Origin of the sequence: Streptococcus oricebi (assembly GCF_017883985.1) — a bacterium.
In the GTDB taxonomy this organism is placed as follows: Bacteria; Bacillota; Bacilli; order Lactobacillales; family Streptococcaceae; genus Streptococcus; species Streptococcus oricebi.
The window spans coordinates 144713-169677 of the sequence record NZ_PRDG01000001.1 but is presented as its reverse complement, the minus strand read 5'-3'; the positions used below and the strand labels follow the sequence as shown (position 1 = coordinate 169677).

The 24965-nt window shown below is 44.2% G+C and carries 29 protein-coding genes and 2 pseudogenes; 28 read left to right on the top strand and 3 right to left on the bottom strand.

Annotated features, from left to right (window positions below; translation table 11 throughout):
- The first annotated feature begins 6 nt into the window (after positions 1–6).
- The 19 genes and pseudogenes from leuB to C4K46_RS00690 all read left to right on the top strand — a co-directional run bounded on the left by leuB (position 7) and on the right by C4K46_RS00690 (position 13739).
- Positions 7–1044, top strand: coding sequence for a 3-isopropylmalate dehydrogenase (gene leuB / locus C4K46_RS00780; RefSeq protein WP_209626392.1), 1038 nt, complete (start codon positions 7–9; stop codon positions 1042–1044).
- Positions 1041–1307: a DUF1294 domain-containing protein gene (locus C4K46_RS00775; RefSeq protein ID WP_209626391.1), complete on the top strand. Its 267-nt coding sequence runs from the start codon at positions 1041–1043 to the stop codon at positions 1305–1307. The genes leuB and C4K46_RS00775 overlap by 4 nt, the downstream gene beginning before the upstream one ends.
- A 1-nt stretch (position 1308) precedes the next feature.
- A complete protein-coding gene (gene leuC, locus C4K46_RS00770) occupies positions 1309–2691 on the top strand; it encodes a 3-isopropylmalate dehydratase large subunit (protein WP_209626389.1) in 1383 nt (460 codons plus the stop codon).
- Between the two features lie 8 nt (positions 2692–2699).
- Positions 2700–3329, top strand: coding sequence for a 3-isopropylmalate dehydratase small subunit (gene leuD, locus C4K46_RS00765; protein WP_209626387.1), 630 nt, complete (start codon positions 2700–2702; stop codon positions 3327–3329).
- Positions 3329–4108: an L-threonylcarbamoyladenylate synthase gene (locus tag C4K46_RS00760; RefSeq protein ID WP_209626385.1), complete on the top strand. Its 780-nt coding sequence runs from the start codon at positions 3329–3331 to the stop codon at positions 4106–4108. The genes leuD and C4K46_RS00760 overlap by 1 nt, the downstream gene beginning before the upstream one ends.
- 582 nt (positions 4109–4690) lie before the next feature.
- Positions 4691–5017, top strand: a pseudogene (locus tag C4K46_RS00755) (TfoX/Sxy family protein).
- A gap of 49 nt (positions 5018–5066) precedes the next feature.
- Positions 5067–5744, top strand: a complete 678-nt coding sequence (locus C4K46_RS00750) for a SatD family protein (protein ID WP_209626383.1) — start codon at positions 5067–5069, stop codon at positions 5742–5744.
- On the top strand, positions 5734–6468 hold the full coding sequence (locus C4K46_RS00745; RefSeq protein WP_209626381.1) for a DUF3307 domain-containing protein: 735 nt from the start codon (positions 5734–5736) through the stop codon (positions 6466–6468). The genes C4K46_RS00750 and C4K46_RS00745 overlap by 11 nt, the downstream gene beginning before the upstream one ends.
- A 35-nt stretch (positions 6469–6503) precedes the next feature.
- Positions 6504–7082, top strand: coding sequence for a GrpB family protein (locus C4K46_RS00740; RefSeq protein WP_209627092.1), 579 nt, complete (start codon positions 6504–6506; stop codon positions 7080–7082).
- The gene (locus C4K46_RS00735) at positions 7066–7461 is read left to right on the top strand and encodes an MGMT family protein (RefSeq protein ID WP_245335093.1); all 396 of its coding nucleotides are present in this window, start codon (positions 7066–7068) and stop codon (positions 7459–7461) included. Before C4K46_RS00740 ends, C4K46_RS00735 begins: the two co-directional genes overlap by 17 nt.
- 8 nt (positions 7462–7469) lie before the next feature.
- Positions 7470–8084 (top strand): annotated as a pseudogene (locus C4K46_RS00730) (class I SAM-dependent methyltransferase).
- Positions 8085–8225: 141 nt separating this feature from the next.
- Positions 8226–8723, top strand: coding sequence for a GAF domain-containing protein (locus tag C4K46_RS00725; RefSeq protein WP_209626379.1), 498 nt, complete (start codon positions 8226–8228; stop codon positions 8721–8723).
- Complete coding sequence (gene dnaX / locus C4K46_RS00720; protein ID WP_209626377.1) at positions 8723–10405, top strand: DNA polymerase III subunit gamma/tau; 1683 nt, start codon at positions 8723–8725, stop codon at positions 10403–10405. Before C4K46_RS00725 ends, dnaX begins: the two co-directional genes overlap by 1 nt.
- 165 nt (positions 10406–10570) lie before the next feature.
- Positions 10571–10765 carry a DUF3272 family protein gene (locus C4K46_RS00715; protein ID WP_209626375.1) on the top strand — a complete coding sequence of 65 codons (195 nt, stop codon included), beginning with the start codon at positions 10571–10573 and terminating at the stop codon, positions 10763–10765.
- Positions 10766–10865: 100 nt separating this feature from the next.
- Positions 10866–11201 (top strand): putative quinol monooxygenase, encoded by a 336-nt coding sequence (locus C4K46_RS00710; protein ID WP_209626373.1) that lies wholly within the window; start codon positions 10866–10868, stop codon positions 11199–11201.
- A complete protein-coding gene (locus tag C4K46_RS00705; RefSeq protein ID WP_209626371.1) occupies positions 11176–11562 on the top strand; it encodes a hypothetical protein in 387 nt (128 codons plus the stop codon). Before C4K46_RS00710 ends, C4K46_RS00705 begins: the two co-directional genes overlap by 26 nt.
- Positions 11563–11583: 21 nt before the next feature.
- Entirely contained in the window at positions 11584–11961 is a 378-nt protein-coding gene (locus tag C4K46_RS00700; RefSeq protein WP_209626370.1) for a hypothetical protein, read from the top strand.
- A gap of 271 nt (positions 11962–12232) precedes the next feature.
- Complete coding sequence (gene pynA, locus C4K46_RS00695; protein ID WP_209627088.1) at positions 12233–12928, top strand: pyrimidine 5'-nucleotidase PynA; 696 nt, start codon at positions 12233–12235, stop codon at positions 12926–12928.
- A gap of 19 nt (positions 12929–12947) precedes the next feature.
- Entirely contained in the window at positions 12948–13739 is a 792-nt protein-coding gene (locus tag C4K46_RS00690; RefSeq protein WP_209626368.1) for a hypothetical protein, read from the top strand.
- Between the two features lie 36 nt (positions 13740–13775).
- Here C4K46_RS00690 and C4K46_RS00685 read toward each other — a convergent pair whose 3' ends face one another.
- Positions 13776–14864, bottom strand: a complete 1089-nt coding sequence (locus C4K46_RS00685; RefSeq protein ID WP_209626366.1) for a hypothetical protein — start codon at positions 14862–14864, stop codon at positions 13776–13778.
- 116 nt (positions 14865–14980) lie between these two features.
- Here C4K46_RS00685 and uvrC point away from each other — a divergent pair, with 116 nt between their 5' ends.
- The 7 genes from uvrC to ldcB all read left to right on the top strand — a co-directional run bounded on the left by uvrC (position 14981) and on the right by ldcB (position 21061).
- Entirely contained in the window at positions 14981–16762 is a 1782-nt protein-coding gene (gene uvrC, locus C4K46_RS00680; protein WP_209626364.1) for an excinuclease ABC subunit UvrC, read from the top strand.
- A 122-nt stretch (positions 16763–16884) separates the two neighbouring features.
- Positions 16885–17490 (top strand): nitroreductase family protein, encoded by a 606-nt coding sequence (locus C4K46_RS00675; protein ID WP_209626362.1) that lies wholly within the window; start codon positions 16885–16887, stop codon positions 17488–17490.
- A complete protein-coding gene (locus tag C4K46_RS00670; protein WP_447459070.1) occupies positions 17490–17906 on the top strand; it encodes a GFA family protein in 417 nt (138 codons plus the stop codon). Before C4K46_RS00675 ends, C4K46_RS00670 begins: the two co-directional genes overlap by 1 nt.
- 7 nt (positions 17907–17913) lie before the next feature.
- Positions 17914–19320, top strand: coding sequence for a dipeptidase PepV (gene pepV, locus C4K46_RS00665; RefSeq protein ID WP_209626357.1), 1407 nt, complete (start codon positions 17914–17916; stop codon positions 19318–19320).
- A 124-nt stretch (positions 19321–19444) separates the two neighbouring features.
- On the top strand, positions 19445–20029 hold the full coding sequence (locus C4K46_RS00660; protein ID WP_209626355.1) for a uracil-DNA glycosylase family protein: 585 nt from the start codon (positions 19445–19447) through the stop codon (positions 20027–20029).
- Positions 20030–20038: 9 nt separating this feature from the next.
- On the top strand, positions 20039–20338 hold the full coding sequence (locus C4K46_RS00655) for a rhodanese-like domain-containing protein (RefSeq protein ID WP_209626353.1): 300 nt from the start codon (positions 20039–20041) through the stop codon (positions 20336–20338).
- A gap of 18 nt (positions 20339–20356) precedes the next feature.
- The gene (gene ldcB / locus C4K46_RS00650) at positions 20357–21061 is read left to right on the top strand and encodes an LD-carboxypeptidase LdcB/DacB (protein WP_209626351.1); all 705 of its coding nucleotides are present in this window, start codon (positions 20357–20359) and stop codon (positions 21059–21061) included.
- Between the two features lie 144 nt (positions 21062–21205).
- On the opposite strand, the gene C4K46_RS00645 is transcribed toward ldcB, so the two are convergent.
- Positions 21206–21448 carry a type B 50S ribosomal protein L31 gene (locus C4K46_RS00645; protein ID WP_209626349.1) on the bottom strand — a complete coding sequence of 81 codons (243 nt, stop codon included), beginning with the start codon at positions 21446–21448 and terminating at the stop codon, positions 21206–21208.
- Positions 21449–21551: 103 nt separating this feature from the next.
- Entirely contained in the window at positions 21552–22490 is a 939-nt protein-coding gene (locus C4K46_RS00640; protein WP_209626347.1) for a DHH family phosphoesterase, read from the bottom strand.
- Positions 22491–22599: 109 nt separating this feature from the next.
- On the opposite strand from C4K46_RS00640, the gene C4K46_RS00635 reads away from it, so the two are divergent.
- Both C4K46_RS00635 and sufB read left to right on the top strand, forming a co-directional pair.
- Positions 22600–23043, top strand: coding sequence for a flavodoxin (locus C4K46_RS00635; protein ID WP_209626345.1), 444 nt, complete (start codon positions 22600–22602; stop codon positions 23041–23043).
- A gap of 213 nt (positions 23044–23256) precedes the next feature.
- On the top strand, positions 23257–24639 hold the full coding sequence (sufB, locus tag C4K46_RS00630; RefSeq protein ID WP_209626343.1) for a Fe-S cluster assembly protein SufB: 1383 nt from the start codon (positions 23257–23259) through the stop codon (positions 24637–24639).
- The last annotated feature ends 326 nt before the right edge of the window (positions 24640–24965 follow it).

Sequence of the window (24965 nt, the reverse complement as noted above, 5' to 3'; positions counted from 1 at the left end):
GAAAAGATGACAAAAAAGATTGTAGCTCTGGCTGGAGATGGTATCGGGCCGGAGATTATGGCAGCAGGCCTAGAGGTTTTGACAGCAGTGGCCAAAAAATTCTCCCTGACCTATCAGGTAGAAGAAAGAGACTTTGGTGGAGCAGCTATTGACCGCCACGGTCATCCCCTGCCAGCAGAGACCTTGACGGCCTGTAAAGGAGCCCATGCTATTTTATTGGCAGCGATTGGGGCTCCCCAGTATGACGAGGCTCACATTCGTCCCGAAAGGGGGCTCTTAATGCTCAGGCAGGAACTGGGCCTCTTTGCCAATATTCGGCCAGTCAAGATTTTTGATCCCCTTAGACATCTGTCTCCTTTAAAGGAGGAACGCATCAAGGGTGTAGACTTTGTAGTGGTTAGGGAATTGACCGGAGGGATTTATTTTGGCCAGCACCACCTAGAAGATAGGCGGGCAGAAGATATCAATGCTTATAGTTATGAGGAAATCGAGCGCATTGCTCGCCAGGCCTTTGAGATAGCAAGTAGGCGCAAGAAGCGCGTGACCAGTATTGATAAACAAAATGTCCTAGCCACTTCCAAACTTTGGCGCAGGGTCTTGATAGAGGTGGCCAAGGATTATCCTGATGTGCAGTTAGACCACCAGTTGGTGGACAGTGCCGCTATGCTGATGATTATAGATCCTGCCCGCTTTGATGTGCTGGTGACAGAAAATCTCTTTGGCGATATTCTTTCTGATGAGGCCAGTGTCCTGGCAGGGACGCTGGGGGTTATGCCTTCGGCCAGCCATTCTGAGACCGGTCCCAGCCTTTATGAACCTATTCATGGATCGGCGCCAGATATTGCAGGCCAAGGTCTGGCTAATCCAGTCAGCATGATTTTATCGGTGGCCATGATGTTGCGGGAAAGCTTTGACCAAGGAGCTGCAGCAGAAGCCGTAGAAATAGCGGTAGAGCAGACCTTTGCCCAGGGAATTTTGACCAGAGATCTGGGAGGATCGGCTAGTACGACAGAAATGACGGAGGCAATTATTAGAAATCTATGAAATGGTTGATTGCGATTATTCTGCTGATTTGGAATGGCTGGGTTTTTATCCTTTATGGTCTTGATAAGAGAAGGGCTAGAAAGCACCTTTATCGCATATCAGAGCAGACCTTGTTGACTTTTAGCTTGCTATTTGCTGGTTTTGGGGCCCTTTTGGCTGGTAATTATTTTCATCATAAGACTAGAAAATGGTATTTTTGGCTAGCCTGGCTCCTAGGTAGCTTCTTGCAGGGCTTACTAGTTTACTTTATTTGGAGAATCTAAAATGAGTGGAAAATCGATTTTTGATAAATTATGGGACCGTCACCTTGTAGTCGGTAAAGAAGGCGAGCCTCAACTCATGTATGTAGACCAACATTACATTCATGAAGTAACCAGTCCCCAGGCCTTTCAGGGCTTGCGCGAGGCTGGCCGCAAGGTCAGGCGTCCCGATTTGACCTATGGGACTTTCGATCACAATGTTCCGACTGTCAATATTTTTGATATTCGAGATGTTATTTCCAAGGCCCAGATTGATAAACTTTCTGAAAATGTAGCAGAGTTTGGGATAGAGCATGCAGACCATGGCTCAGAGCTACAAGGAATTGTCCACATGGTAGGACCAGAGACGGGCAAGACCCAGCCTGGCAAATTTATCGTTTGTGGAGACAGTCATACGGCCACCCATGGTGCCTTTGGCTCTATTGCTTTTGGGATTGGGACCAGCGAGGTGGAGCATGTCTTTGCCACCCAGACTATCTGGCAGGTCAAGCCCAAAAAGATGTTGGTCGAGTTTATCGGGACACCACCCAAGGGGGTCTACTCTAAGGACTTTATCCTAGCCTTGATTGCCCGCTATGGTGTTGCAGCCGGTGTCGGCTATGTGGTTGAATACACTGGAGATGCCATTGAGCATTTGAGCATGGAGGAGCGGATGACTATCTGCAATATGTCCATCGAATTCGGCTCTAAAATGGGCATTATGAATCCAGATCAAAAGACCTATGATTATGTACGAGGCCGGGCCAATGCCCCCCGAGATTTTGAAGCAGCAGTAGCAGACTGGAAAACCTTGGTTAGTGATCCGGATGCTGTCTATGACAAGGTGATCCAGATTGATGTTTCCGAGCTGGCTCCCATGGTGACCTGGGGAACCAATCCCTCTATGAGTGTAGAGTTTCATGACTCCTTTCCGGAGATTCGGGACATGAATGATGAGCGGGCCTATCGCTATATGGACATGGAGCCGGGCCAAAAGCCAGAAGATATTGACCTGGGCTATATCTTTATCGGTTCTTGTACCAATGCCCGTCTCAGTGATTTGCAGTTGGCTGCCCGCTTTGTTAAAGGTAAGCATATTGCTCCTAACCTCACAGCCATTGTTGTGCCAGGTTCCCGCCCGGTTAAAAGGGCTGCTGAAAAGCTGGGCCTGGATAAAATTTTTATGGATGCAGGCTTTGAATGGCGAGACCCTGGCTGCTCGATGTGTCTGGGAATGAATCCGGACAAGGTTCCCGATGGGGTTCATTGCGCCTCGACTAGTAATCGAAACTTTGAGGACCGACAAGGTTTTGGGGCCAAGACCCACCTCTGTAGCCCAGCCATGGCTGCCGCCGCCGCCATTGCCGGCCGCTTTGTCGATGTCAGGCAAATGCCAGAGGCACAGTAAGGAGGTCTATGGAAAAATTCACGATTTATACAGGGACGACGGTCCCTTTGATGAATGATAATATCGATACCGACCAAATTCTTCCCAAGCAATTTCTGAAATTGATTGATAAGAAGGGTTTTGGTAAGTATCTGATGTACGCTTGGCGTTACCTAGATAGCCGCTATACAGAAAACCCCGATTTTATCTTTAACCAGGAACCCTATCGGAAGGCGACTATCCTGATTACAGGCGATAACTTTGGGGCTGGCTCCTCGCGGGAACATGCCGCCTGGGCCCTGGCTGACTATGGTTTTAAGGTGGTTATAGCTGGCTCTTTCGGGGACATCCACTATAACAATGAATTAAATAATGGCATGCTGCCCATTGTTCAACCCTTGGAAGTCAGGCAGAAATTAGCCTCCCTAAAATCCACAGACCAAGTGACTATCAACCTGGAGGAGCAAAAGATTTTTTCACCAGTTGGCGAATTTTCTTTTGAGATTGATGGTGAATGGAAGCATAAGCTCCTCAACGGTTTAGATGATATCGGAATCACCCTCCAATATGAGGATTTGATTGCAAAATATGAACAAACAAGACCTGCCTACTGGCGGGAGGAAGAAGACATAAAACGTTTAGAAAAGGAAGAAAAATAATGACAAAACACATTCAATGGACAGGACAAATTTCACAAGAAGGTTTAGAAATTCTTCAAGGTCAAGGGGGCTGTCTAGTCTGTCCAACCAAGGTCGGCTATATCATCATGACCAGTGACCGGGCAGGTCTTGAGCGTAAGTTTGAGGCTAAGGAACGCAAGCGCAATAAACCAGGAGTAGTCCTTTGTGGTAGTATGGATGAGCTGAGAGCTCTGGCCCAACTCACACCTGAGATTGAAGCCTTCTACCAAAAACATTGGGATGAGGATATTCTGCTGGGCTGTATCCTGCCTTGGAAAGCAGAGGCAATGGAAAAGCTTAAGGCTTATGGTGATGGTCGCGAGGAGCTAATGACCGATAGCAGAGGGACCAGCTGTTTTGTTATTAAGTTTGGAGTGGCAGGTGAGCAACTAGCAGCCAAGCTCTGGGAAGAGGGCAAAATGGTCTATGCTTCATCAGCCAACCCATCAGGAAAAGGAAACCGCGGGAAGGTGGAAGGAATTGGAGAACGCATTGAAAATGCGGTAGATTTGGTTATTGAAGCAGATGACTATGTAGCCTCTATCCAGCCAGACAAGACCATCGAAACCCGCTATGAGCAAGGAGTTATGGTTTCTATGGTGGACAAGGACGGCAAGCTCATTCCTGAACAAGGTGGACAACGCTCCATTAGCCCATGCCCAGTGGTAATCCGCAAAGGACTAGACATCGATAAAATCATGATGCACCTAGGCGATACCTTTAACTCTTGGGACTACCGCCAAGGAGAGTATTATTAAATAAGATACGAGGGCGTTAAGAAAACGAGAGAAATTTAGGAAACCTTCCTAGAAGCTTCAGCTTCTAGGAAGGTTTGTCTAATTTCAGAAGTTTTTAGCCCGAGTTCAATTACAAGATAGGGAGCCCGTTGGCAGGCGCAATCCAGTATCAGAAGCATTAAAAAACAAGAGAGGTCGAGATAACAGTCTTTGGCTTCTGAAAGACATTCGGTTTATGTGCTAGACGCGGTAGCCGCGTCGCTTTACACTTGCTTTCCTGCAAGCTAACAGCTTCCGGTCTTTCCCTTCTTTCCAGTCATTCATCGAATGCCTTGAAACTTCATTCGCCTTTACCGACTTCGGATTTTGATACAAGCTTTGCTTGTTTCATCCGCAACCTTACACAGTCCACTGGACTGTTTAAACGTCAGCCTAGAAACAAGAAAGCTGACGAACTATTCCTTTTAAGTTTTTTGTGATAAGTTTTGCTTACTTTATTTACAACCTCCAATAGTCTCCCAGACTATTGGAGCTGTCCCACTCCCTTTTTTATCGGAAAGTTTTCCGCGATTTTGTTATAATAAGGGGCAATAGGAGGTGGCTATGGCGTCAAGTGAGGAAGATTTGAATTTTGTATTGAAGCAGCTGGCAGATTTAAAGGAGATTAGCTATCGTGCGATGATGGGCGAGTAGATTCTTTATTATAAAGGGCGGATGATGGCGGTATTTATGATAATCGCTTGCTGCTCAAGCCTGTCCTTGCCGCTGCGCTGGTAGAGCAAATCTATGAACTTTCTTATCCGAATACAAAGGAAATGATTAAGTAGATGACAAAGATTTTCTCTGTGGCTGGTGGAAGCTATGTATCCACAATTACCTGCAGGAAAAAATCGCCTTCCAAAGCTTGATTTTCAAAAATATCCCTTATAATGGAAATTTTAAAAAATATCCGCTATAATGGATATTAGGAGGTGGAGAGATGATTTATATTGCCTTGATTGGAGATATTATTGATTCCAAGAAAATTGCTGACCGAGGTCAGGCCCAAGAAAAGCTACTGTCTCTGATGGATGAGCTTAATCAGAAATACCAGAACTGGCTGGTATCGCCCTTTACGGTAACAACGGGCGATGAATTTCAGGCCCTTTTAAAACCTAATGAGGCTTTATTTGAGATGATTGATTATTTGAGCTTGGCTTTTGAGCCTTATCAAATTCGCTTTGGAATCGGGCTGGGGCAAATGTCGACCCAAATCAATCCCAAGCAGAGTATCGGCTCGGACGGGCCGGCTTATTGGCGGGCGCGTGAGGCCATCAATCAGATTCATGCCAAGAATGACTATGGCAGCAATCACTTAGCTGTTTGTCTGCCGGATCAAGCGACCAGCCAGCTAGTTAACAGTATTCTAGCAGCAGCCTCCTTTATCAAGGGGAAGTGGACCCAGGCCCAGACCGAAATTTTAGCCAGCCTTTTGGACCAGGGGATTTATCGGGAAAAATTTTCCAATAAGGAAGTGGCTAGTCTGCTTGGAGTCAGTCCTAGTGCCCTTAACAAAAGGGTCAAGGCCAGTGGTTTGAAAATTTATCTAAGGAGCAAGAAGCAGGCTATCAAGCTAATCTTGCAAGCAGCAGAAAGAGAGGATGAAGATGTTAGCTAATTTTTGGGGATTTGCAGATTTTTATTTGCACAATCCAATCCTAGTCTTGGTGCTTCTAGCCCATGTTCTATCAGATTTCCAACTTCAAAGTCAGAGAATGGCGGATTTGAAGGTCAAACGTCTTCCCTTTTTAATCCTACATTTAGGCCTTGTCTGCCTGCCCTTACTTGTCTTGAGCCTGATTTTTCCGAGCAATTTCCTCTTTTTCTTCTTGGTCTGGCTCAGCCATGTGGCTATTGATTTTCTTAAATTTCATAGTAATGCCTTTGTTCAGAGAAGAAACTTGGAAAAATATGCTTTCCTTTTGGACCAAATCCTACATTTCTTGGCCATTTTCCTGCTTTATTTCTTGCTGGCAAATCAGAAAAATCCCCAGTGGTTGCAAGGTGCTGCGAGTGTCCTGCAGGCCCTCCTTTTCTTTGCCTTGATTGGTAAGCCTGTCAATATCATCTTTAAGCTCTTCTTTAGCAAGTATCAAGCTAGAGAGGATAATCAGGACACTATTGCAGGTGCAGGAGCCATGATTGGTCGTTTGGAGCGCTTGATTATGGGCCTTTCCTTGATTTTTGGCCAGTATGCCTCCATTGGCCTGGTCTTTACCGCCAAGTCTATCGCCCGCTACAATAAGATTTCTGAAAGCCAGTCCTTCGCCGAGTACTATCTGATTGGTTCGCTATTTAGTCTTATTAGTGTCTTGGTTTGCTACGGTTTGCTTTATTTTTAAAGAATTTCTGATAATAGGACCGATAGGAGGAAGCTATAACAAAAGCATTGGAAGAGATGACTTTGGAGGAATTGTGGCAGCTGTTTCCGATTTTTTTGGAGCCGCATGATGACAACTGGTTGGACTGGTATGAGAAAGAAAAGGTGCGACTTTTGTCGATTTTTAGGCCTGAACAAGTGAGCCGTATCAGCCACATCGGCAGCACCTCAGTTGCCACTATCTGGGCTAAGCCCATTGTCGATATTCTTTTGGAAATTCCTCCAAAGACCAAGATGACGGAAGTAAAAACACTTTTGCTGCAAAATGGCTACTTGCTCATGTCAGAAAGCGAGAAGCGACTGTCTTTTAATAAAGGTTACACGCCAGCTGGCTTTGCAGACAAGGTTTTTCACCTTCATGTCCGTTATGCTGGTGACCATGATGAGCTCTATTTTCGGGATTATCTAAAAGAACACACTGCGATTGCTAAGGAGTATGAGCAGCTCAAGCTAGCTCTTTGGAAGCAGTATGAGCACAATCGCGATGCCTATACCGAGGCTAAGGGGGATTTTATCAAAAAATACACCCAAAAAGCTAAGAAAATTTACAAGGATAAATATGAAAACAAGGTCTAATATGTCCAGTCGAAATCGAAAAAGAGAAGCCTTTTTGCCGCCAGATGACTACAAATATTTGCTGGCGCACATTCCTGCGGGTAAGGTTTCGACCCTAGCTAGCTTGCGAGAATACATGACTGCTAAGCGCGGCATTCAGTTTACCAATCCATTTGAAACGGGCGTTGGCCTTCTTGTTCTGACTTGGAAGGACGACAATTTGCCCTATTGGCGTGTCCTTAAAGCGGGCGGCGAGCTCAACAGCAAATATCCGGGTGGTCTTTCCGCCCAAAAGAAGAAATTGGAAAGCGAGGGTCTGCCCGTCATTGCCAAAGGACAGCGGCTCTTTGTCAAAGACTATGAAGAGTACTTGGTAGATTCTTTAGCTAGCGGAAAGTAGAGGTTACTGTGGTTCCTATTTTTATTCTAGTCATTTGTTTTACCTTCTCAATTTATTATCTGCTTCAGCAATCCAAACACCCTCAGGGGTTTGTGGGGCGTTTGATGATGAAAATTTGGAATAGAGCTTATTTGCCCATGGTTGACCGGGCCTTGTCTTTCACTCCTCGGCAGGATGTTTCAAAGATTTTAGATATTGGTGTGGGAAATGGTCGCTCGACCCTGCGGCTCAAGCAGCTTTTTCCAAACGCTCAAATCTATGGTCTAGATATTTCTGAGACTGCCATAGCCGAAGCCAGAAAGTTGAGCAAGACTATAAATTTTGAGGTGAAAGATATCGCCCATACAGCTTATGAGAGCGAGAGTTTTGACCTTGTTTGTGCTTTTCAAACGCATTTTCATTGGACGGATTTGACTGAATCTCTGCTAGAAATCAAGCGGATCTTGCAGCCTGAAGGGCAGCTGGTACTAGCATGCGAATGAAGCAAAGTGAGCTACTATTTAGCGGAGTTCAAAGATTTGTCACATTTCAAAAATTATTTGAATGAATTAGGTCTGCAAGTTCTACGATTTGAAAAAAATCCAACTTGGGTCTATTACCAGATTGGAAAAGCAAAAGAGTAATTTGTGTTCTTATACTAATTGTTACTGGTAAATGAATTTATTAAATCTAGTGAGATAAATCCATTTCAGACTATGAGTATCTATTTCAAACGTAGCAAATAAAAATCACCCGTGAGGGTGATTTTTTGTTATAATAGTAGCATGACACATTCAGAAAAAATTTCGCTTTATCAGTTATTACTAGCCCAGTTGGAAGCCCTTTTGGAAGGGGAGTCCAATGCCCTGGCTAATCTGGCCAATAGTGCGGCTCTTTTAAATCAAGCTCTGCCCCAGTCGGTTTTTACTGGTTTTTATCTTTATGATGGCCAAGAGTTAATCCTGGGGCCTTTTCAGGGTGGGGTTTCCTGTGTCCATATCGCCCTAGGTAAGGGTGTCTGTGGCGAGGTCGCAAGTAAGCAAGAGACCATGATTGTGGACGATGTGGCCAAGCACGACAATTATATTTCTTGCGATAGTGCTGCCAAGAGTGAGATTGTGGTGCCCATGTTAAAAGACGGCTCCCTCTTAGGTGTGCTAGACTTGGATTCGTCAGTGCTGGCGGATTATGATCAGATTGATCAAGAATATTTAGAAAAGTTTGTTGAAATCTTGGTTCAAAAGACCGAGTGGAATTTTAACATGTTTGGGGAGAAAGCTTAATGTATCAGGCTCTATATCGAAAATACCGTAGCCAGACCTTTGGGCAGTTGGTAGGCCAGGAAGTGGTGGCGACTACCCTGCGTCAGGCGGTTGAAGAAAATAAAATCAGTCATGCCTATCTATTTTCAGGACCTCGGGGAACTGGTAAGACTAGTGTGGCCAAGATTTTTGCCAAGGCCATGAACTGTCCCAATCAAAAGAATGGCGAGCCTTGCAATGACTGCTATATTTGCCAGGCCATTACAGAGGGTAGTCTAGAAGATGTCATTGAGATTGATGCAGCATCAAACAATGGGGTTGATGAAATTCGAGATATTCGGGATAAGTCGACCTATGCTCCTAGTTTGGCCCCCCATAAGGTTTATATCATTGATGAGGTCCACATGCTCTCAACGGGAGCCTTTAATGCCCTCTTAAAGACCCTGGAGGAGCCGACAGAAAATGTGGTCTTTATCCTAGCAACAACAGAATTGCATAAGATTCCGGCTACCATTCTTTCTCGGGTCCAACGTTTTGAGTTTAAGGCGATTAAGACCAAGGCTATTGAAGAACACTTGGCCTATATCTTGGATAAGGAGAAAATCAAGGCTGAAACAGCGGCCTTATCCATGATTGCCCGTCAGGCCGAAGGGGGTATGCGGGATGCACTTTCTATCTTGGACCAGGCCCTTAGTCTCAGTCAAAATCAGGAATTAACTCTAGCGGTGGCTGAGGAAATCACTGGCTCTATTAGTTTAGAAGCCCTGGATTATTATGTAGAGGCCCTGCTCAAGCAAGACAGGAGCCAGGCCTTGGAAAAACTGGACTTGATTTTTGATAGCGGGAAAAATATGACTCGTTTTGTAACAGATTTGTTGCAATATTTGCGAGACCTTTTGATTGTTCAGGCCGGCGGAGAAAATAGTCACCATAGCCCTATTTTTTCAGCCAATCTAGCTGCCCCTCAAGGTCAAATCCTAGCTATGATTGACCAGGCAACAGCTAGTCTGGCCAGTATTAAACAGAGTTTACAGCCCAAAATTTATGCTGAAATGATGACCCTGCGTTTGGCCGAGGAGGCAGTAGCTAACAGTCAACCTTTATCGGAGGAGCTTGTAAAGGAATTGGCTGGTCTCAAAGAAGAACTGGCCAGTCTCAAGGCAGAATTATCCCAGCTCAAGCAAGCAGGTGTTCAGCCAGCGAGTAAGGCTAGCAAGTCCAATCCTGGCAATCAACGTTCCAATAAGGAGTATAAGGTGGATAGGGCCAAGGTGGATGCTATTTTACAAGAGGCGGTTGAAAATCCTGACTTGGCTCGTTCTAACTTGATTAAGTTGCAGAATGCCTGGGCCGAAGTGATTGAAAGTTTGGTTGGGGCTGATCGGGCCCTTCTGACGGGCTCCCAGCCTGTGGCAGCCAATGAGGGCCATGCAATCCTGGCCTTTGAGTCCAACTTTAATGCCGGACAAACCATGAAAAGGGATAATCTCAATACCATGTTTGGCAATATCCTAAGCAAGGTGGCGGGCTTTTCACCGGAGATTTTAGCCATTTCTCAGGCGGATTGGAGTCAGATTCGGGCGGAGTTTTCAGCTAAAAATCGCTCTAAGCAAGATAGGCAAGAGGAGCCTGCCCCAGAAGAGGAGTTAATTCCCCCAGACTATGACTTTCTAGCCCAGCAAATCACCATTCAAGAGGATTAGTCCTTGTAAGGGCTCCCTAGTATTTAGGGAGCTTGATTTATTTTTAAGAGGCAGGTTTGGCTGATATTTGGTTTTGGTCTAGTTGGCCACAAGTTTTTTGGATAAACTTTCTGCAAAATTGACTAATATTTTGGAAGTTTCGCAAATATATGTTATACTTTAGGTATGAACAGACGACAATTTTTTACCATGGCCTTTTTTACGGCCCTGCAAACCTATTTTTTTAACGAATCATTCATGCAAGGACGTTATTTTATAGCGATTTTCTGTGCTTTTTTAATCCTTAGAAATTTACAGTTGAGCTATGTAATGGGCAAGCTAGTAGATTCGATTGATAAGCAATTCAAGGACAAAAAATGAGAGCTTTGAGCTGGACCCTTTAGGTAGCTCAAGGCTCTTTTGATATTTGGTTTTTCGTCACCCGCTACAGTTGACAATAAGCCTAGAAACTGTTGAAAGCATGAAAGGTCTAGCAGGCTGTTATACTTACCTGATTAGTCGCAATCCAGAAGAAGCAAATGCGGTCTATGTTTTGGAAGTCTGGGAAAATAAGGAAGCCCATCAAGCTTCCCCGCTGTTGGACCATGTTCGCCAACTGATTGAAAAGGCTAAACCGATTATTGCTGGTATGAACTCCCAGCCTGACCTAAACATTATTGGCGGTCACCTTAAGTTTCAAACAGTGTTTCAGAGCCTTTGGGCTTTGGAGTTTTGTTTTTCTACTGAAGAAGTGGGCGACTTGTGTTATAATGGAGAAGTGAGGTGGTTAGATGCTAGAGAATTTAGAGAAGGATAGCCCTAGTCAAGAAGGGCTTGTAGAGGAGATTTTAGCAGTCTTTGGTCAAGAGGAAGAACTTTATCAGCGTCGCTTATGGGAGTTGGACAAGCACCTGTCTATGCACACTAGCCTCTATCACAAGTATCAGGATTTCTTTTTGGAAATGATTAAAAATCTAGAAGAGCTAGCCAAGATGCAGGGACAGAATTATCTAGAAAGTCCCCAAAGGCAGGAGCACCTAGAGATGCTTGCAGAGGCCGAGGACAAGTATCAGAAGAACCGGACCATGCTAGAGTCCGAGAAGTATCGTTTAGAGGAAGAACAGGGATATTTACGCTATCGAAAAGAGAAGTTTTTAATGGAGTTAAAAAACAAGTAAAAGAGATAGTGAGGTAAGTTCATGAGTTATAATCATCAGGAAAAAGCCATAAATGAAAGCTGGGAGGCCCTCTTAGCCAAGGAGGCTAGATGTAAGGCGGAGCTAAGAGAAATCAATAAGCACCTCGATTTAGCTAAGGACTTGCACGACCAGGTCGACGAAATCTTCCATGATATTATCAATTCAATCGAGCGTTTTGAGACCAGTACCGGTGACGATCGCTCGGCTTATTTTGATAAGACCGCCCATCGCAAGGCCATGCTAGACAATGAGGAAGGCTACCAGGAAAGTATGGCTGACCTAGAAGCTGAAAAGTATCGGCTAGAAGAAGAACGCAGCTACATTTATTACCAAAAAGAACAATTTTGGAAAAAACAAAGAGAAGAAAAGGGAATCTAGTTATCCTCAGACCGAGATATTAGATATATCAGGGGCTGGGAACTTTCCTAAAAATTTCCCAGTCTCTTGATACTGGCTCAAGGACTTCCTTGGGTAGAGGCATCGTAGTTGTAGAGGTTGGAGACTCCTGTCTCAGCCTCTTTTTTTATGATATAATAGGGACAAGTAGTCTCCTAGGGTTGGCAAATTCATTTCAGTGATTAGCAGGAGAAACACAAGAGGGCTCTAGCCATCAGCCTAGCCAGCCAGACTAGAAAGGAAGTTTATGAGCTTGACTTATCAGTATTTACTTTTCGACTTGGACCACACCTTACTGGACTTTGGAGCGGCAGAAGATGTGGCCCTGACCCAGCTCTTAGAAGAGGAGCGGGTATCGGACATCCAAGCTTACAAGGCTTACTATATTCCCATGAATCAAGGGCTCTGGCGCCAACTAGAGCAGGGGAAAATCAGTAAAGCAGAACTGGTAGAGAGTCGTTTTGCTCGTCTCTTTGCCCATTTCGGCCTTGAAAAAGATGGCTCCTATCTGGCGGAGCGCTATCAGCACTATCTCTCCCAGCAGGGGCAGACCTATCCGGCTGCCCACCACTTGCTGGATTCTTTGATAGACTTGGGCTATGATCTCTATGCGGCAACCAATGGTTTGGCTCCCATTCAAAGAGGCCGCCTAGCGGCTTCTGGTCTAGCCAGCTATTTTACAGACATCTTTATCTCAGAGGAGCTAGCTAGTCAAAAGCCTGAAAAACTTTTTTATGAAAAGATAGCTAAGAAAATTAAGCAGTTCGATCCTAGTCGGGCCCTGATGATTGGTGATTCCCTGACAGCCGATATAGCAGGAGGAAATAGGGCCCAGATTGATACCCTTTGGTACAATCCAGCCGCTTCGTCTAATCAAAGCGAGATTAAACCGACCTATACAGTCCAAAACTATGACCAAATATTAGACTTATTAACTGGCTTACAATAAATAAGGAAGGTTAAATGCTATGGTAAATTTTTTCACCAAGGCCAGTCGCTGGCTGGCTAGTAAAAATAAAGAAAGAAACTATAAGCAAATTGTTAGGCAAAGAACCGTCCTGCTCTTACTTGTCTTGATGATAGAAGCCGCCTTGGTTTGGCTACTTGATGATGTCTGGCAGCTGGAATTTTGGATTTATAGTTTACTGATTATCCTTCTTTTCTGGTTGATTAGCGCTCTTTATCAGTTTTCTTTTATATATATGCTACTCGATGCTATCAATATCCATGTTTATCAGGATTATCTAAATGCCACTAAGTTGGCTCAGAGTCTCAGCAAGAAGGCTAAGTTTATTTACCAGCTTGGGCAGGTGGACTTAGACTATATTCAGGGGAAATTGCAGCAGGCAGAAGAAAGATTATCAAGGATTGCCCTGCCCCATAGGCTGACTAAGAGGACAGAAGCTTTTGCTTTGAATGCCTACAAGTTTCGCCTTCTTTTGGATATGCAGCAAGGGCGCCCAGTTGATTTGGAGCAGCGTTTAGAGCAGCTTTCACAACTCTCCGCTGCTAATGAAGAAGTTCTAGCAGGAATCAAAGCGGCCTGTGATTTACTTTTTGCTAAGGTTCCCAACGATTTTTACGAGGATAAGAAAAGCGCTTATCGCCTCCACCAGTTGCAATATAGCTATTTTCGCGCCGTCAATGCAGAGTTGAAAGGAGAATTAGCTAGGGCAAGGCAACTTTATCAAGACCTAGCTACCGAGAATCCCCAACTCTTTATTGTCCAGCAAGCCAAGGCTAAGTTAGGGACAATGTAAAAAATCAGGACTGAGAAAAATTCTCAGTCCTGATTTTTAACCTTTTCTTCTGCGATGAGCGCTGAATTTTCTAGTTTTTTCTACTTTGGGGAGGAAATATCCATTTTTGGGATTGAAATAGTATTTTTGTAATCTTCTTTTTAATAAAGCGCTGAAGATTGTTCCGATTATAACTGAAAAAATAACAATAATTATTTTTTGAACCGTCTTATCTGTTACTAATACTATTTGTAAATAAGGGATAAAATAGGGTTTTGAAATAAGTGTTAGGTTAAAAACAAGTAATGTTACAAAACTTAGTAAAGTAGTATTGTAGATATGCTGTTTGAATTTTGTTGTTGCTTTAAGAGATTGGCTTCTAGTAATTCCAATATCTCCAAGGACAATAGGAGTCAATATTGGCAGAAACCAAGCAAAGATTTCAATTGCCTTATTGTCTAGGAATGCAATTAAAAATAGAAGCGGAGCTAATATAAGTGCGGGATAAAAGGATTTAATGCTCTCAGGCTTTTGCCTATAAAAAAAGTATGGAAATACAATAATAAAGTTATTAGCAAATAATAATGCAAAAAGATTAATAGGAGTAAAGTTAGTTAAAATTGTAAGTGTTGCTACAATAGCAGAAATAGACCACATAAAAGTTATGTAGAAAGCAGTGATATAGTACTCCTTTTCTTTCTTTTGCTTGATATTGCCAAAGCTGTTGCTAATTATCCAGCTTCTTAGAGCAGCAATTCCTAAAAAAATAGGCGCGATGATAAACTCTAGAAGTGATTTATCAAGTTCTTTCCCTCTAAGACTAATATCGGTATAATATATAACCAAAGTAAAAATACAATCAAAGAAAGTGGAAACAAAAAATGCCGGTCTAACTTCTAAAAAGTAATGTTTAACCATTTTTGTAACTTTTGCTTTTGAATTATAAATTAAATACATGAGATAGAAGTATAATAGTAATACTAAAAGTAAGAGCCAAGGTCCATGGATTTTTGGTGTAACTAACTCTAATATAGAAATACTTATTCTTAACAGTATCATACTAACAGCCATCACAGGTATAAAACTTACAATCCCAACTGAAAGGTATTCCCATTTATTTTCCCATATCTTTTTAAGTGGTCTCATCTTCTCTCCTTATTTTTTCTTTATATTATAACATCTTATGGGGCAAGTTGATAGGCATTTTAAAATTACAGCTTCTTTTCCTCTGAAAGGGCTGGTTTTTTTGTTATAATATTTCTATGAACAACTTGATTAAATCAAAACTGGAATTGTTGCCGGCAAGTCCCGGTTGCTACATCCATAAGGATAAAAATGGGACCATTATCTATGTCGGCAAGGCTAAAAATTTGCGCAATCGGGTGCGCTCTTATTTTCGGGGTAGTCATGATACCAAGACCGAGGCTTTGGTATCGGAAATCGTTGATTTTGAATTTATTGTCACCGAGTCCAATATTGAAGCCCTACTATTAGAAATCAATCTGATTAAGGAAAATAAGCCCAAGTATAACATTATGCTCAAGGACGACAAGTCCTATCCCTTCATCAAGATTAGCAATGAGCCCTACCCCCGTCTCTTGATTACTAGACAGGTCAAGAAAGACGGCGGCCTTTATTTTGGTCCCTACCCTGATGTTGGGGCGGCCAATGAAATTAAGCGTCTGCTAGACCGCATTTTCCCTTTTAAGAAATGCACCAATCCACCTGAAAAGGTCTGTTTTTACTATCACATCAACCAATGTCATGCCCACACTGTCTGCCAGGTAGATGAAGACTACTTCAAGAATATGGCCCAGGACGTTGCCAACTTTCTCAAGGGGCAGGATGATAAGATTATCGAGGATTTAAGGGCCAAGATGGCTGGCGCTGCGACGCAAATGGAGTTTGAAAAAGCAGCGGAGTACCGAGATTTGCTCCAGGCTATTTCTACTCTACGGACCAAGCAGCGGGTCATGGCCCAGGACTTGCAAAACCGAGATGTTTTTGGCTACTATGTGGACAAGGGTTGGATGTGCGTGCAGGTCTTTTTTGTCCGCCAGGGTAAGCTGATTGAGCGGGATGTCAATCTTTTCCCCTATTACAATGACCCAGATGAGGATTTTTTGACCTATATCGGTCAATTTTATCAAGAAAAGAGTCACCTGGTGCCCAATGAAATTTTGCTGCCTAGCGACATTGATGCAGAAGCCGTAGCCGCCGTGGTTGCGACCAAGGTCCTCAAACCCCAAAGGGGAGAAAAGAAGCAGTTGGTCAATCTGGCTATTAAAAATGCCCGGGTCAGCCTGCAACAAAAGTTTGATTTGCTGGAAAAATCCCTAGAAAAGACCCAAGGGGCCATTGAAAACCTAGGCCAGATCCTCAATATTCCCACCCCTGTCCGAATCGAAGCCTTCGATAACTCCAATATTATGGGGACGAGTCCAGTCTCGGCCATGGTGGTCTTTGTCAATGGTAAGCCCAGCAAGAAGGATTATCGCAAGTATAAGATTAAGACCGTTCTTGGCCCGGATGACTATGCCAGCATGCGGGAGGTCCTCAAACGCCGTTACAGTCGGGTCATGCGGGAGGGCTTGATTCCGCCTGACTTGATTGTTATCGACGGGGGACAAGGCCAAGTCAATGTAGCCAGGGAGGTTATTCGTGACCAACTGGGGCTGGATATTCCAATCGCCGGTTTGCAGAAAAACGACAAGCACCAGACCCACGAACTCCTCTTTGGTGACCCTTTAGAAGTAGTAGAGCTATCTCGCAATTCCCAGGAGTTCTTTCTCTTGCAAAGGATTCAAGATGAGGTCCACCGCTTTGCCATTAGCTTCCACCGTCAGGTCCGCTCTAAAAATTCCTTCTCCTCCAAGTTGGACGGCATTCAGGGCTTGGGTCCCAAGCGTAAGCAGGCTCTGATGAAGCATTTCAAGAGCCTGACCAATATCCAAAAGGCCAGTCTAGACCAGCTCCAAGCAGTCGGCCTGCCAGTAGCAGTCGCCCAGGCAGTCAAGGAGCAACTGGGAGAGGGTCGGACCTAACTTCTGATAATTATGGATATAAAAAAGAGGAGGGGTCTCCTCTTTTTATCTAGTGAAAAATCCCTGCAAGCTCTTTCAAAAAGTGGTACAATAGAGCTATCATATATCAAAGGAAGTGTTCTATGAAGTTTTTAGAATTAAATAAAAAAAGGCATGCGACCAAGCACTTTACGGATCGGGCAGTAGATCCTAAAGATGTCCGTACGGCTATTGAAATTGCGACCCTGGCTCCCAGTGCCCACAATAGCCAACCCTGGAAGTTTGTAGTTGTTAGACAGAAAAATCAAGATTTAGCCGAGTTAGCTTATGGCTCTAACCGGGAGCAAATTCAGCAGGCTCCGGTAACCATTGCCCTCTTTACAGATACTGACCTAGTCAAGCGGTCCCGCAAGATTGCCCGGATTGCTGGGGTCAAGAATATGTCTGAGGAGCTCCTGCAATACTATATGCAGAATTTACCGGCAGAGTATGGTCATTATTCCGAGCAAGAAAAGAGTGACTACCTGGCCCTCAATGCAGGTCTTGTGGCTATGAACCTAGTCTTGGCCTTGACCGACCAAGGAATCGGTTCTAATATCATTCTTGGCTTTGACAAGACAAAAGCCAATCAGCTATTGGAAATTGATGCCCGTTTTCGACCAGAACTTTTGATTACAGTTGGCTACAGCGATGAAAAACTGGAGCCCAGCTACCGTTTGCCAGTTGATGAAATTATCGAGAAACGCTAATGCTAGCAGCTTATATTGATGGAACCTGTCTTTGTTCTCAGGTGAAAATAAGGTTGAGAACAGAGAAACTTTTACTAGAGTCGGGTCAAATCGAGGTCAAGCTTTGCCACTGTGATGTTTGTCGCAAGATAAATGCCGGCCCCAGTTTTTATATCACAGAAATTGCGGATTCTCAGTTTACCATGACTAATAGTGAATTGGTTCATTATTTCAAGACTTCAGAAAATGGTCAGAGGGGTTTTTGTAGCCATTGTGGTACTTATTTATTTTTCCGAGATTTAAGTACCCGGGTCTATGAATTTAATCCCGAGCTCTTTCAAAGGGAGTATTTCAAATTTACCGAAGAGATTTGGTGTCTCTCAAAACCAGATTATTACAATTTTGCAGATGAAACTTTAAAGACAGATTATGAATAAGGAGTAGATGATGACAATCGATTTTAAAGCAGAAGTAGAAAAACGTCGCCAGGATATGCTGGCTGACCTCTTTAGTCTCTTGGAGATTAACTCCGAACGTGATGATTCAAAGGCCGATAAGGACCATCCTTTTGGTCCAGGACCAGTGAAGGCCCTAGAAAAATTTTTGGAAATCGCTGAGCGTGATGGTTATCCAACTACCAATGTTGATAACTACGCCGGCCACTTTACCTTTGGCCAAGGAGAGGAAGAGTTAGGTATCTTTGCCCACATGGATGTAGTTCCTGCTGGAAGTGGCTGGGATACTGACCCCTATAGTCCAGTGATTAAAGACGGCAAGCTCTACGCTCGTGGTTCTAGTGATGATAAGGGCCCAACCATGGCCTGCTACTATGGTCTAAAAATCATCAAGGAGCTAGGTCTCCCTGTATCCAAGCGTGTTCGCTTTGTGGTTGGTACTGATGAAGAGTCCGGCTGGGGCGATATGGATTACTACTTTGAGCATGTTGGCCTCAAAAAGCCGGACTTTGGTTTTTCTCCCGATGCGGAATTTCCGATTATCAATGGTGAAAAAGGAAACGTGACCGAGTACCTCCACTTTGCAGGGGAAAATAAGGGGGCTGTTCGTCTCCATCGCTTTAGTGGCGGTCTCCGGGAAAACATGGTGCCCGAATCAGCGACAGCGCTCATTTCAGGTCAGTTACCAGCCGACTTAATTGATCAGCTGGCTAGCTTTGCTGAGGCCCATCAGGTCAAGTTCACCTATGCCGAACAGGCAGATGGCCAGGTGGAAATTACAGTAGTTGGAAAATCAGCCCATGGAGCCTCCCCTCAAGCTGGGGTTAATGGAGCAACCTATCTGGCTCGTTTTCTAAAGGACCTGGACTTTGCTGGTCCAGCCAAAGACTACCTCCAAATTGCGGGTGATGTCCTTTTCCAAGACCATGAAGGCCAGACCTTGGGAGTGGCCCATGAGGATGAAAAAATGGGCGCCCTATCTATGAATGCCGGAGTCTTTCGTTTTGATCAAGCAGCAGAAGATAATACAATCGCCCTCAACTTCCGTTATCCAAAGGGAACCAATCCTGAGCAAATCAAGGCGGTTTTAGAAACTCTACCAGTCCTTAAGGTCAGCCTGTCTCAACATGCCCAAGAACCGCATTACGTTCCCCTAGAAGATCCTTTAGTGGCTACACTTTTGGAAGTCTATGAACGCCAGACAGGACTTGAGGGCCATGAGCAGGTCATCGGTGGAGGAACCTTTGGTCGTCTACTCAAACGTGGAGTGGCCTATGGTGCCATGTTCCCAGGTTGGACAGATACCATGCACCAGGCCAATGAATTTGCGGACTTGGAGGACCTATTCCGAGCAGCAGCCATCTATGCAGAGGCCATCTACGAATTGATTAAATAAGCTCTTAGGGTTAAAAGGGCTTGGAGCTAAGACCAAGCATAAGGAGCCCAGGAGTAGAAATTTGGGACTGGGCATTCTTGTCCCAGTCCTCTTTTTGATAGAAGCAAGCTTTATAGGTAATATCATGGATAAAATAGAAGAAATCAAGCGGGCTATAATAGCTGATCCGGTAAATGCCAGTTTTAGCCAGCAGGGGATTGAGCCCCTCTTTGCAGCTCCTCAAGGAGCCAGAATCAATATCGTTGGCCAAGCGCCGGGAATCAAGGCACAAGAAGCTGGGGTTTACTGGAAGGATAAGAGCGGAGATAGATTGAGAGCTTGGCTGGGGGTAGATGAAGAGACCTTCTATGAATCAGGCTTCTTTGCAGTCCTTCCCATGGACTTTTACTACCCAGGCAAGGGCAGGTCGGGCGACCTACCGCCCCGCCAAGGCTTTGCCCAAAAATGGCATCCCCAGATTTTAGAGCTTCTCCCTCATATCCAATTAACCATCCTTATCGGCCAATATGCCCAACACTATTATTTAAAGCAGGCCAAGACTGCCAAGGTGACCCAGACTGTTCAGGAATATAAGAACTTTTTGCCGGATTTCTTCCCGCTAGTCCACCCTTCACCCAGAAATCAAATTTGGCTAGCCAAGCATCCTTGGTTTGAAGCAGAAGTAGTCCCAGACTTGCAAGCCCGAGTGGCAGAAATTTTAAAGAAATGAGGTCTTTTTATGTATCAAACAATCAGTGCCAAAGATTTTTACCAAGAACTCCAATCTAGAGAGCTTTCCTTAATCGATGTCCGGGAGGCCGATGAATTTGCCCAAGGGCATGTAAAAGGAGCTGAGAGTCTTCCCCTTAGCACTCTAGAAGCTAACTACGGTCACTTAGACAAGGACCAGACCTACTACCTAATATGTAAGATGGGAGGACGCTCAGCCAAGGCCTGTGACTTTTTGAGTCAAAAGGGCTATCAGGTCATCAATGTTCAAGGAGGAGTAGAAGCCTACCCTGGAGATTTAGTCCAATAGGACTGGTTAGGAGAAGAGATGAGAAAGAGATTGGCTTATTTAATGCTAGTTATCTGCTTGCTTCTAACTGCCTGCTCCAGCCAGAAAAAGTCAGAAAAGCAGCAGACAGAGCCTAGCACGAAGCAGACTTCGGGCTCACAAGATAGAGAAGAGTCAGCGACTTTAGACAAGCAGGTCCACTATAACGGTTCCTACTATTATGTTGAGGGTAAGGAGGGGCAGATTCCCGTCGTTAATAAACGTTATCCCTTAGCAGCAGATTACAATCCAGGTGAGAATGCTAAGGCCAAGGCTCAGCTCTTAGAATTGATTGCCGCCATGCAGGCGGCGGGTTTCCCGATTAGTGATCAGTATAGTGGTTTTCGGAGCTATCAAGCCCAAAGCTCCCTCTATCAGGATTATGTCAATCGTGATGGAAAAGAGGCGGCAGACCGCTATTCAGCTCGTCCAGGCTATAGCGAACATCAGACTGGCCTAGCCTATGATCTGATTGACCAGGCCGGTAATCTCCTGACGGAAGAAAAGGCCAGTCAATGGCTCTTGCAACACGCAGGCCAGTATGGCTTTGTAGTCCGCTATCTAAATGGAAAAGAAGCAGTTACCGGCTATATGCCTGAACAATGGCATCTACGCTATATCGGCTCAGAAGCCCAAGATATAGCAGCTTCAGGCCTGACCCTAGAGGAATATTATGGCTTTTCTGGTGGAGACTATCAGGAATAAAAAAACGCTAGCTTTCTAGATTGAGCCCAGGCCCAAAGACCACATCTACTAGTTGCTAGAATGGACCTATTTAGCTAGAAAAAATAGTAAGACAAGTTCTAAAATTAGGACAAAGAAAAAAGCACCTTAGGGGTGCCTTTCTTTTTATTTGAGACCGTATTTTTTGTTGAAACGATCCACACGTCCATCTGCTTGAGTGAACTTTTGACGTCCAGTGTAGAATGGGTGTGAGTCTGATGAAATTTCAACACGAATCAATGGGTAAGTTTCCCCTTCAAATTCAACAGTTTCGTTTGAGTTCTTAGTAGAACCACTCAAAAACTGGTAGCCAGTTGAAGTGTCCATAAAGACAACAGGACGGTATTCTGGATGAATATCTTTTCTCATTTTTTAAAAAATTCCTTTCTGCCATGGTCTCTTTGCGAGCCATAGATTAGTTACCTTGATAGTTTAACAAATTATCAGGCTTTTGACAAGTCTTTTGCCAGATTTATTTCTTTTTAGCCAGATTTTTTAATTCTTGATAAATTTCCTCGTTTTCAGCTAGGGAGAAGGAGTTGGCTCCGCTAGCTAGGGGGTGGCCGCCACCATGGTGGCTTTTAGCAATCTCATTGATTGGCTGGACCTTGCTACGCAGACGGACCCGATAATGTCCGGCCTCCTGCTCGACAAAGACTCCCCAAAGGGTCACATCTTCTATCTTACCTGGCGTGGCAACGATAGCTGCTGTATCAGCATCGCCAAGGCCGTATTCCTTCAGCAGTTCTTGCTTGACTAGGACTCTGGCTGCTCCATTTTCATCTACTTCCAAATTTTGTAAGACATAGGCCTGGAGTTTGGCAATGCTATGGCTAAAGGAGTCCATCTTGCGGACCAGGCCAGTAAAGTCGAAAGGATATTGTCGCAACTTGCTGGCCACTTCCAGAGTCCGAGTACTAGTAGTTGGATAGAGGAAGCGCCCTGTATCACCGACAATTCCAGCAAAGAGTAGATAGGCAATATCCGCATTCAGCTCTAAACCTTGCTCAAAGGCTAGGCTAGCAATCATCTCACTAGTTGAGCTAAAGCTAGTATCTACCCAGCTCAAATCTCCATAGGCATCATCATTGGGATGGTGGTCAATCTTTAGGACAAAGTCTGCCAGTTGGTAATCTTGATTGTCAATACGGGCAGTATTGGCTGTATCGCAGATAATAGCCAGGCTCCCTTTGAAGTCTTCCTGACGGACCTCCTCCATCTGAGCCAGCCAGACCAGACTAGGCTCATCATGTCCAGTCACCTTGATGTTTTTTTCTGGAAAGTTGAGCTGGAGCAGTTTTTGGAGACCGACCTGACTACCAAAGGCATCGGGGTCAGGATTGACGTGGCGATGAATGATAATCTGGTCGTACTCCTTGATTTTTTGTAAAATTTCTTGATAAATGGACATGAAATGCTTCCCCTTTTTTAGTCTGTTTTTATTGTATCACAAGACTTTTTATTTTTAAAATGAAAAAGATGTGCTATAATGGTGGGGAGATAAAAATTTGGAGGAAATTATGGCTTTAGCAAAAATTGTATTTGCAAGCATGACTGGAAATACGGAGGAAATCGCCGATATCGTAGCAGATAAGCTCAAAGATTTAGGACTCGATGTAGATATTGATGAGTGCACCACGGTAGATGCAGAAGAGTTTTTAGAAGCAGACTTAGCGATTGTAGCTTCTTATACCTACGGTGACGGTGAATTGCCTGATGAAATGATGGACTTTTATGAAGATTTAGCCGGTCTTGATTTGACGGGCAAACTCTATGGGGTGATTGGGTCTGGCGACACCTTCTACGACGAATTTTGTAAGGCTGTTGACATGTTCGACTCTGTTTTTGTGGCCATTGGTGCTGAAAAGGGAGCAGAAAGTGTCAAGGTTGATTTAGCAGCCGAAGATGAAGATATTGAAAAACTAGAGGAATTTGCAGAAACTCTAGCAGCCAAGTTAGCCTAAAGCTAGCTTGGTTTTTTCTTTGCTTAAAAAGAGCCTTGTCAGCCAGCATTAAAGCAAAAATTTTCAGGACTGAGCTCTCGTGCCTTTCCTTATGGTGAGGTTTTTTTAATTCACTCAAATCTTTTTTGAGTTTCGATTTCTGACTTTTTTCAGAAATAAAGGTATAATAGAAAGTAAGAAAGCGCTATCTTTTAAATGGAAGGAATGAGGGATATGAAAGAAAGAGACTATGCCTTTGGTTTTCACGACAAGATTGACCCCCTATATTCGACCGGAAAGGGCTTGACAGAAGAGGTTGTCCGTAATATTTCGGAAGTAAAAAACGAACCCCAATGGATGTTGGACTATCGCCTCCGTTCCTTGGAGTTATTTCATAAGTTACCCATGCCAGATTTTGGTCCGGATTTATCGGGGATTCGCTTTGAGGATGTGATTTACTACCAAAAATTAACTGGCAACAAGGCCAATGACTGGGATCAAGTTCCCGATGAAATCAAGAAAACCTTTGACCGACTAGGAATACCTGAGGCCGAACGTCAATTTCTTTCAGGAGCGGTTGCCCAGTACGAATCAGAAGTCGTCTACCACAATATGAAGGACGAATTTGCCAAAATGGGCATTATTTTTACCGATACCGACACCGCCCTGCAAGAATATCCTGAACTCTTTAAAGAGTACTTTGGTACGATTGTTTCCAATGCTGAGCACAAGTTTGCGGCCCTGAATGGTGCCGTTTGGTCGGGAGGAACCTTTATCTATGTCCCTAAAAATGTCCACTGCCAGGTTCCAGTTCAGACCTATTTTCGGATTAACGGAGAAAATGCTGGCCAGTTTGAGCGCTCGCTCATGATTATCGAAGAAGGAGCCTCTATTCAGTATATCGAGGGTTGTACAGCTCCGACCTACACAACCAATAGTCTCCATGCAGCGACAGTGGAAATCGTGGTCAAAAGAGACGCTTTTTTCCGCTATACCACCATTCAAAACTGGTCTGACAATGTCTATAACCTAGTGACCGAGCGGGGGACAGTAGAAGAGGGCGGTACCCTAGAGTGGATTGATGGTAATCTCGGTAGCAAGGTCAATATGAAGTATCCTTGTAGTATTTTAAATGGCCGCAATGCCCGGACCTCTGTCCTTTCCATGTCCTTTGCTAACTATGGCCAACATCTAGACGCAGGTTGTAAGGTTTTTCATAATGCCCCTAAGACCTCTAGTACCCTGATTTCCAAGTCAGTAGCCAAGGACGGAGGCAAGACCGACTATCGTGGACAAGTTCGCTTTGGAAAAAATAGTGCTGGCTCTAAATCCCACATCGAATGCGACACCATTCTTATGGACGATGCCTCAAGCTCCGATACCATTCCTTTCAATGAAATTCATAACTCAGACGTCGCCCTGGAGCATGAAGCCAAGGTCTCCAAGGTTTCAGAAGAACAGCTCTACTACATTATGAGTCGAGGAATTGGTGAAGAAGATGCCACTGCCATGATTATCAATGGCTTTATGGATCCGATTACCAAGGAACTCCCTATGGAATACGCCGTTGAACTCAATCAACTCATCAATATGAGCATGGAAGGCTCGGTTGGTTAAAATAGCCCTAAAGGGCTATTTTAAGTTGCGAATGGAGCAAGCGCGCTTGTGTCAACAAGGTCCAGAGGACCTTTTTAATCGGCGGATAAAGCAAGCTAAGCTTGTATCAACAAGGTCCAGTGAACCTTTTTAATCGGCGAATAAAGCAAGCGCAGCTTGTTTCAGCAGGATCCAGTGGACCTTTTTAATCGTCAGATGAAGCAAACAGCGTTTGTGTCATTATAGCCCCAAAGGGCTATTTTAATCGGCGGATAAAGCAAGCCTAGCTTGTGACAGCAAGTCCGGCTTGTATCAGTAAAAACTAGTCCAATATAACCTTGCTAGGT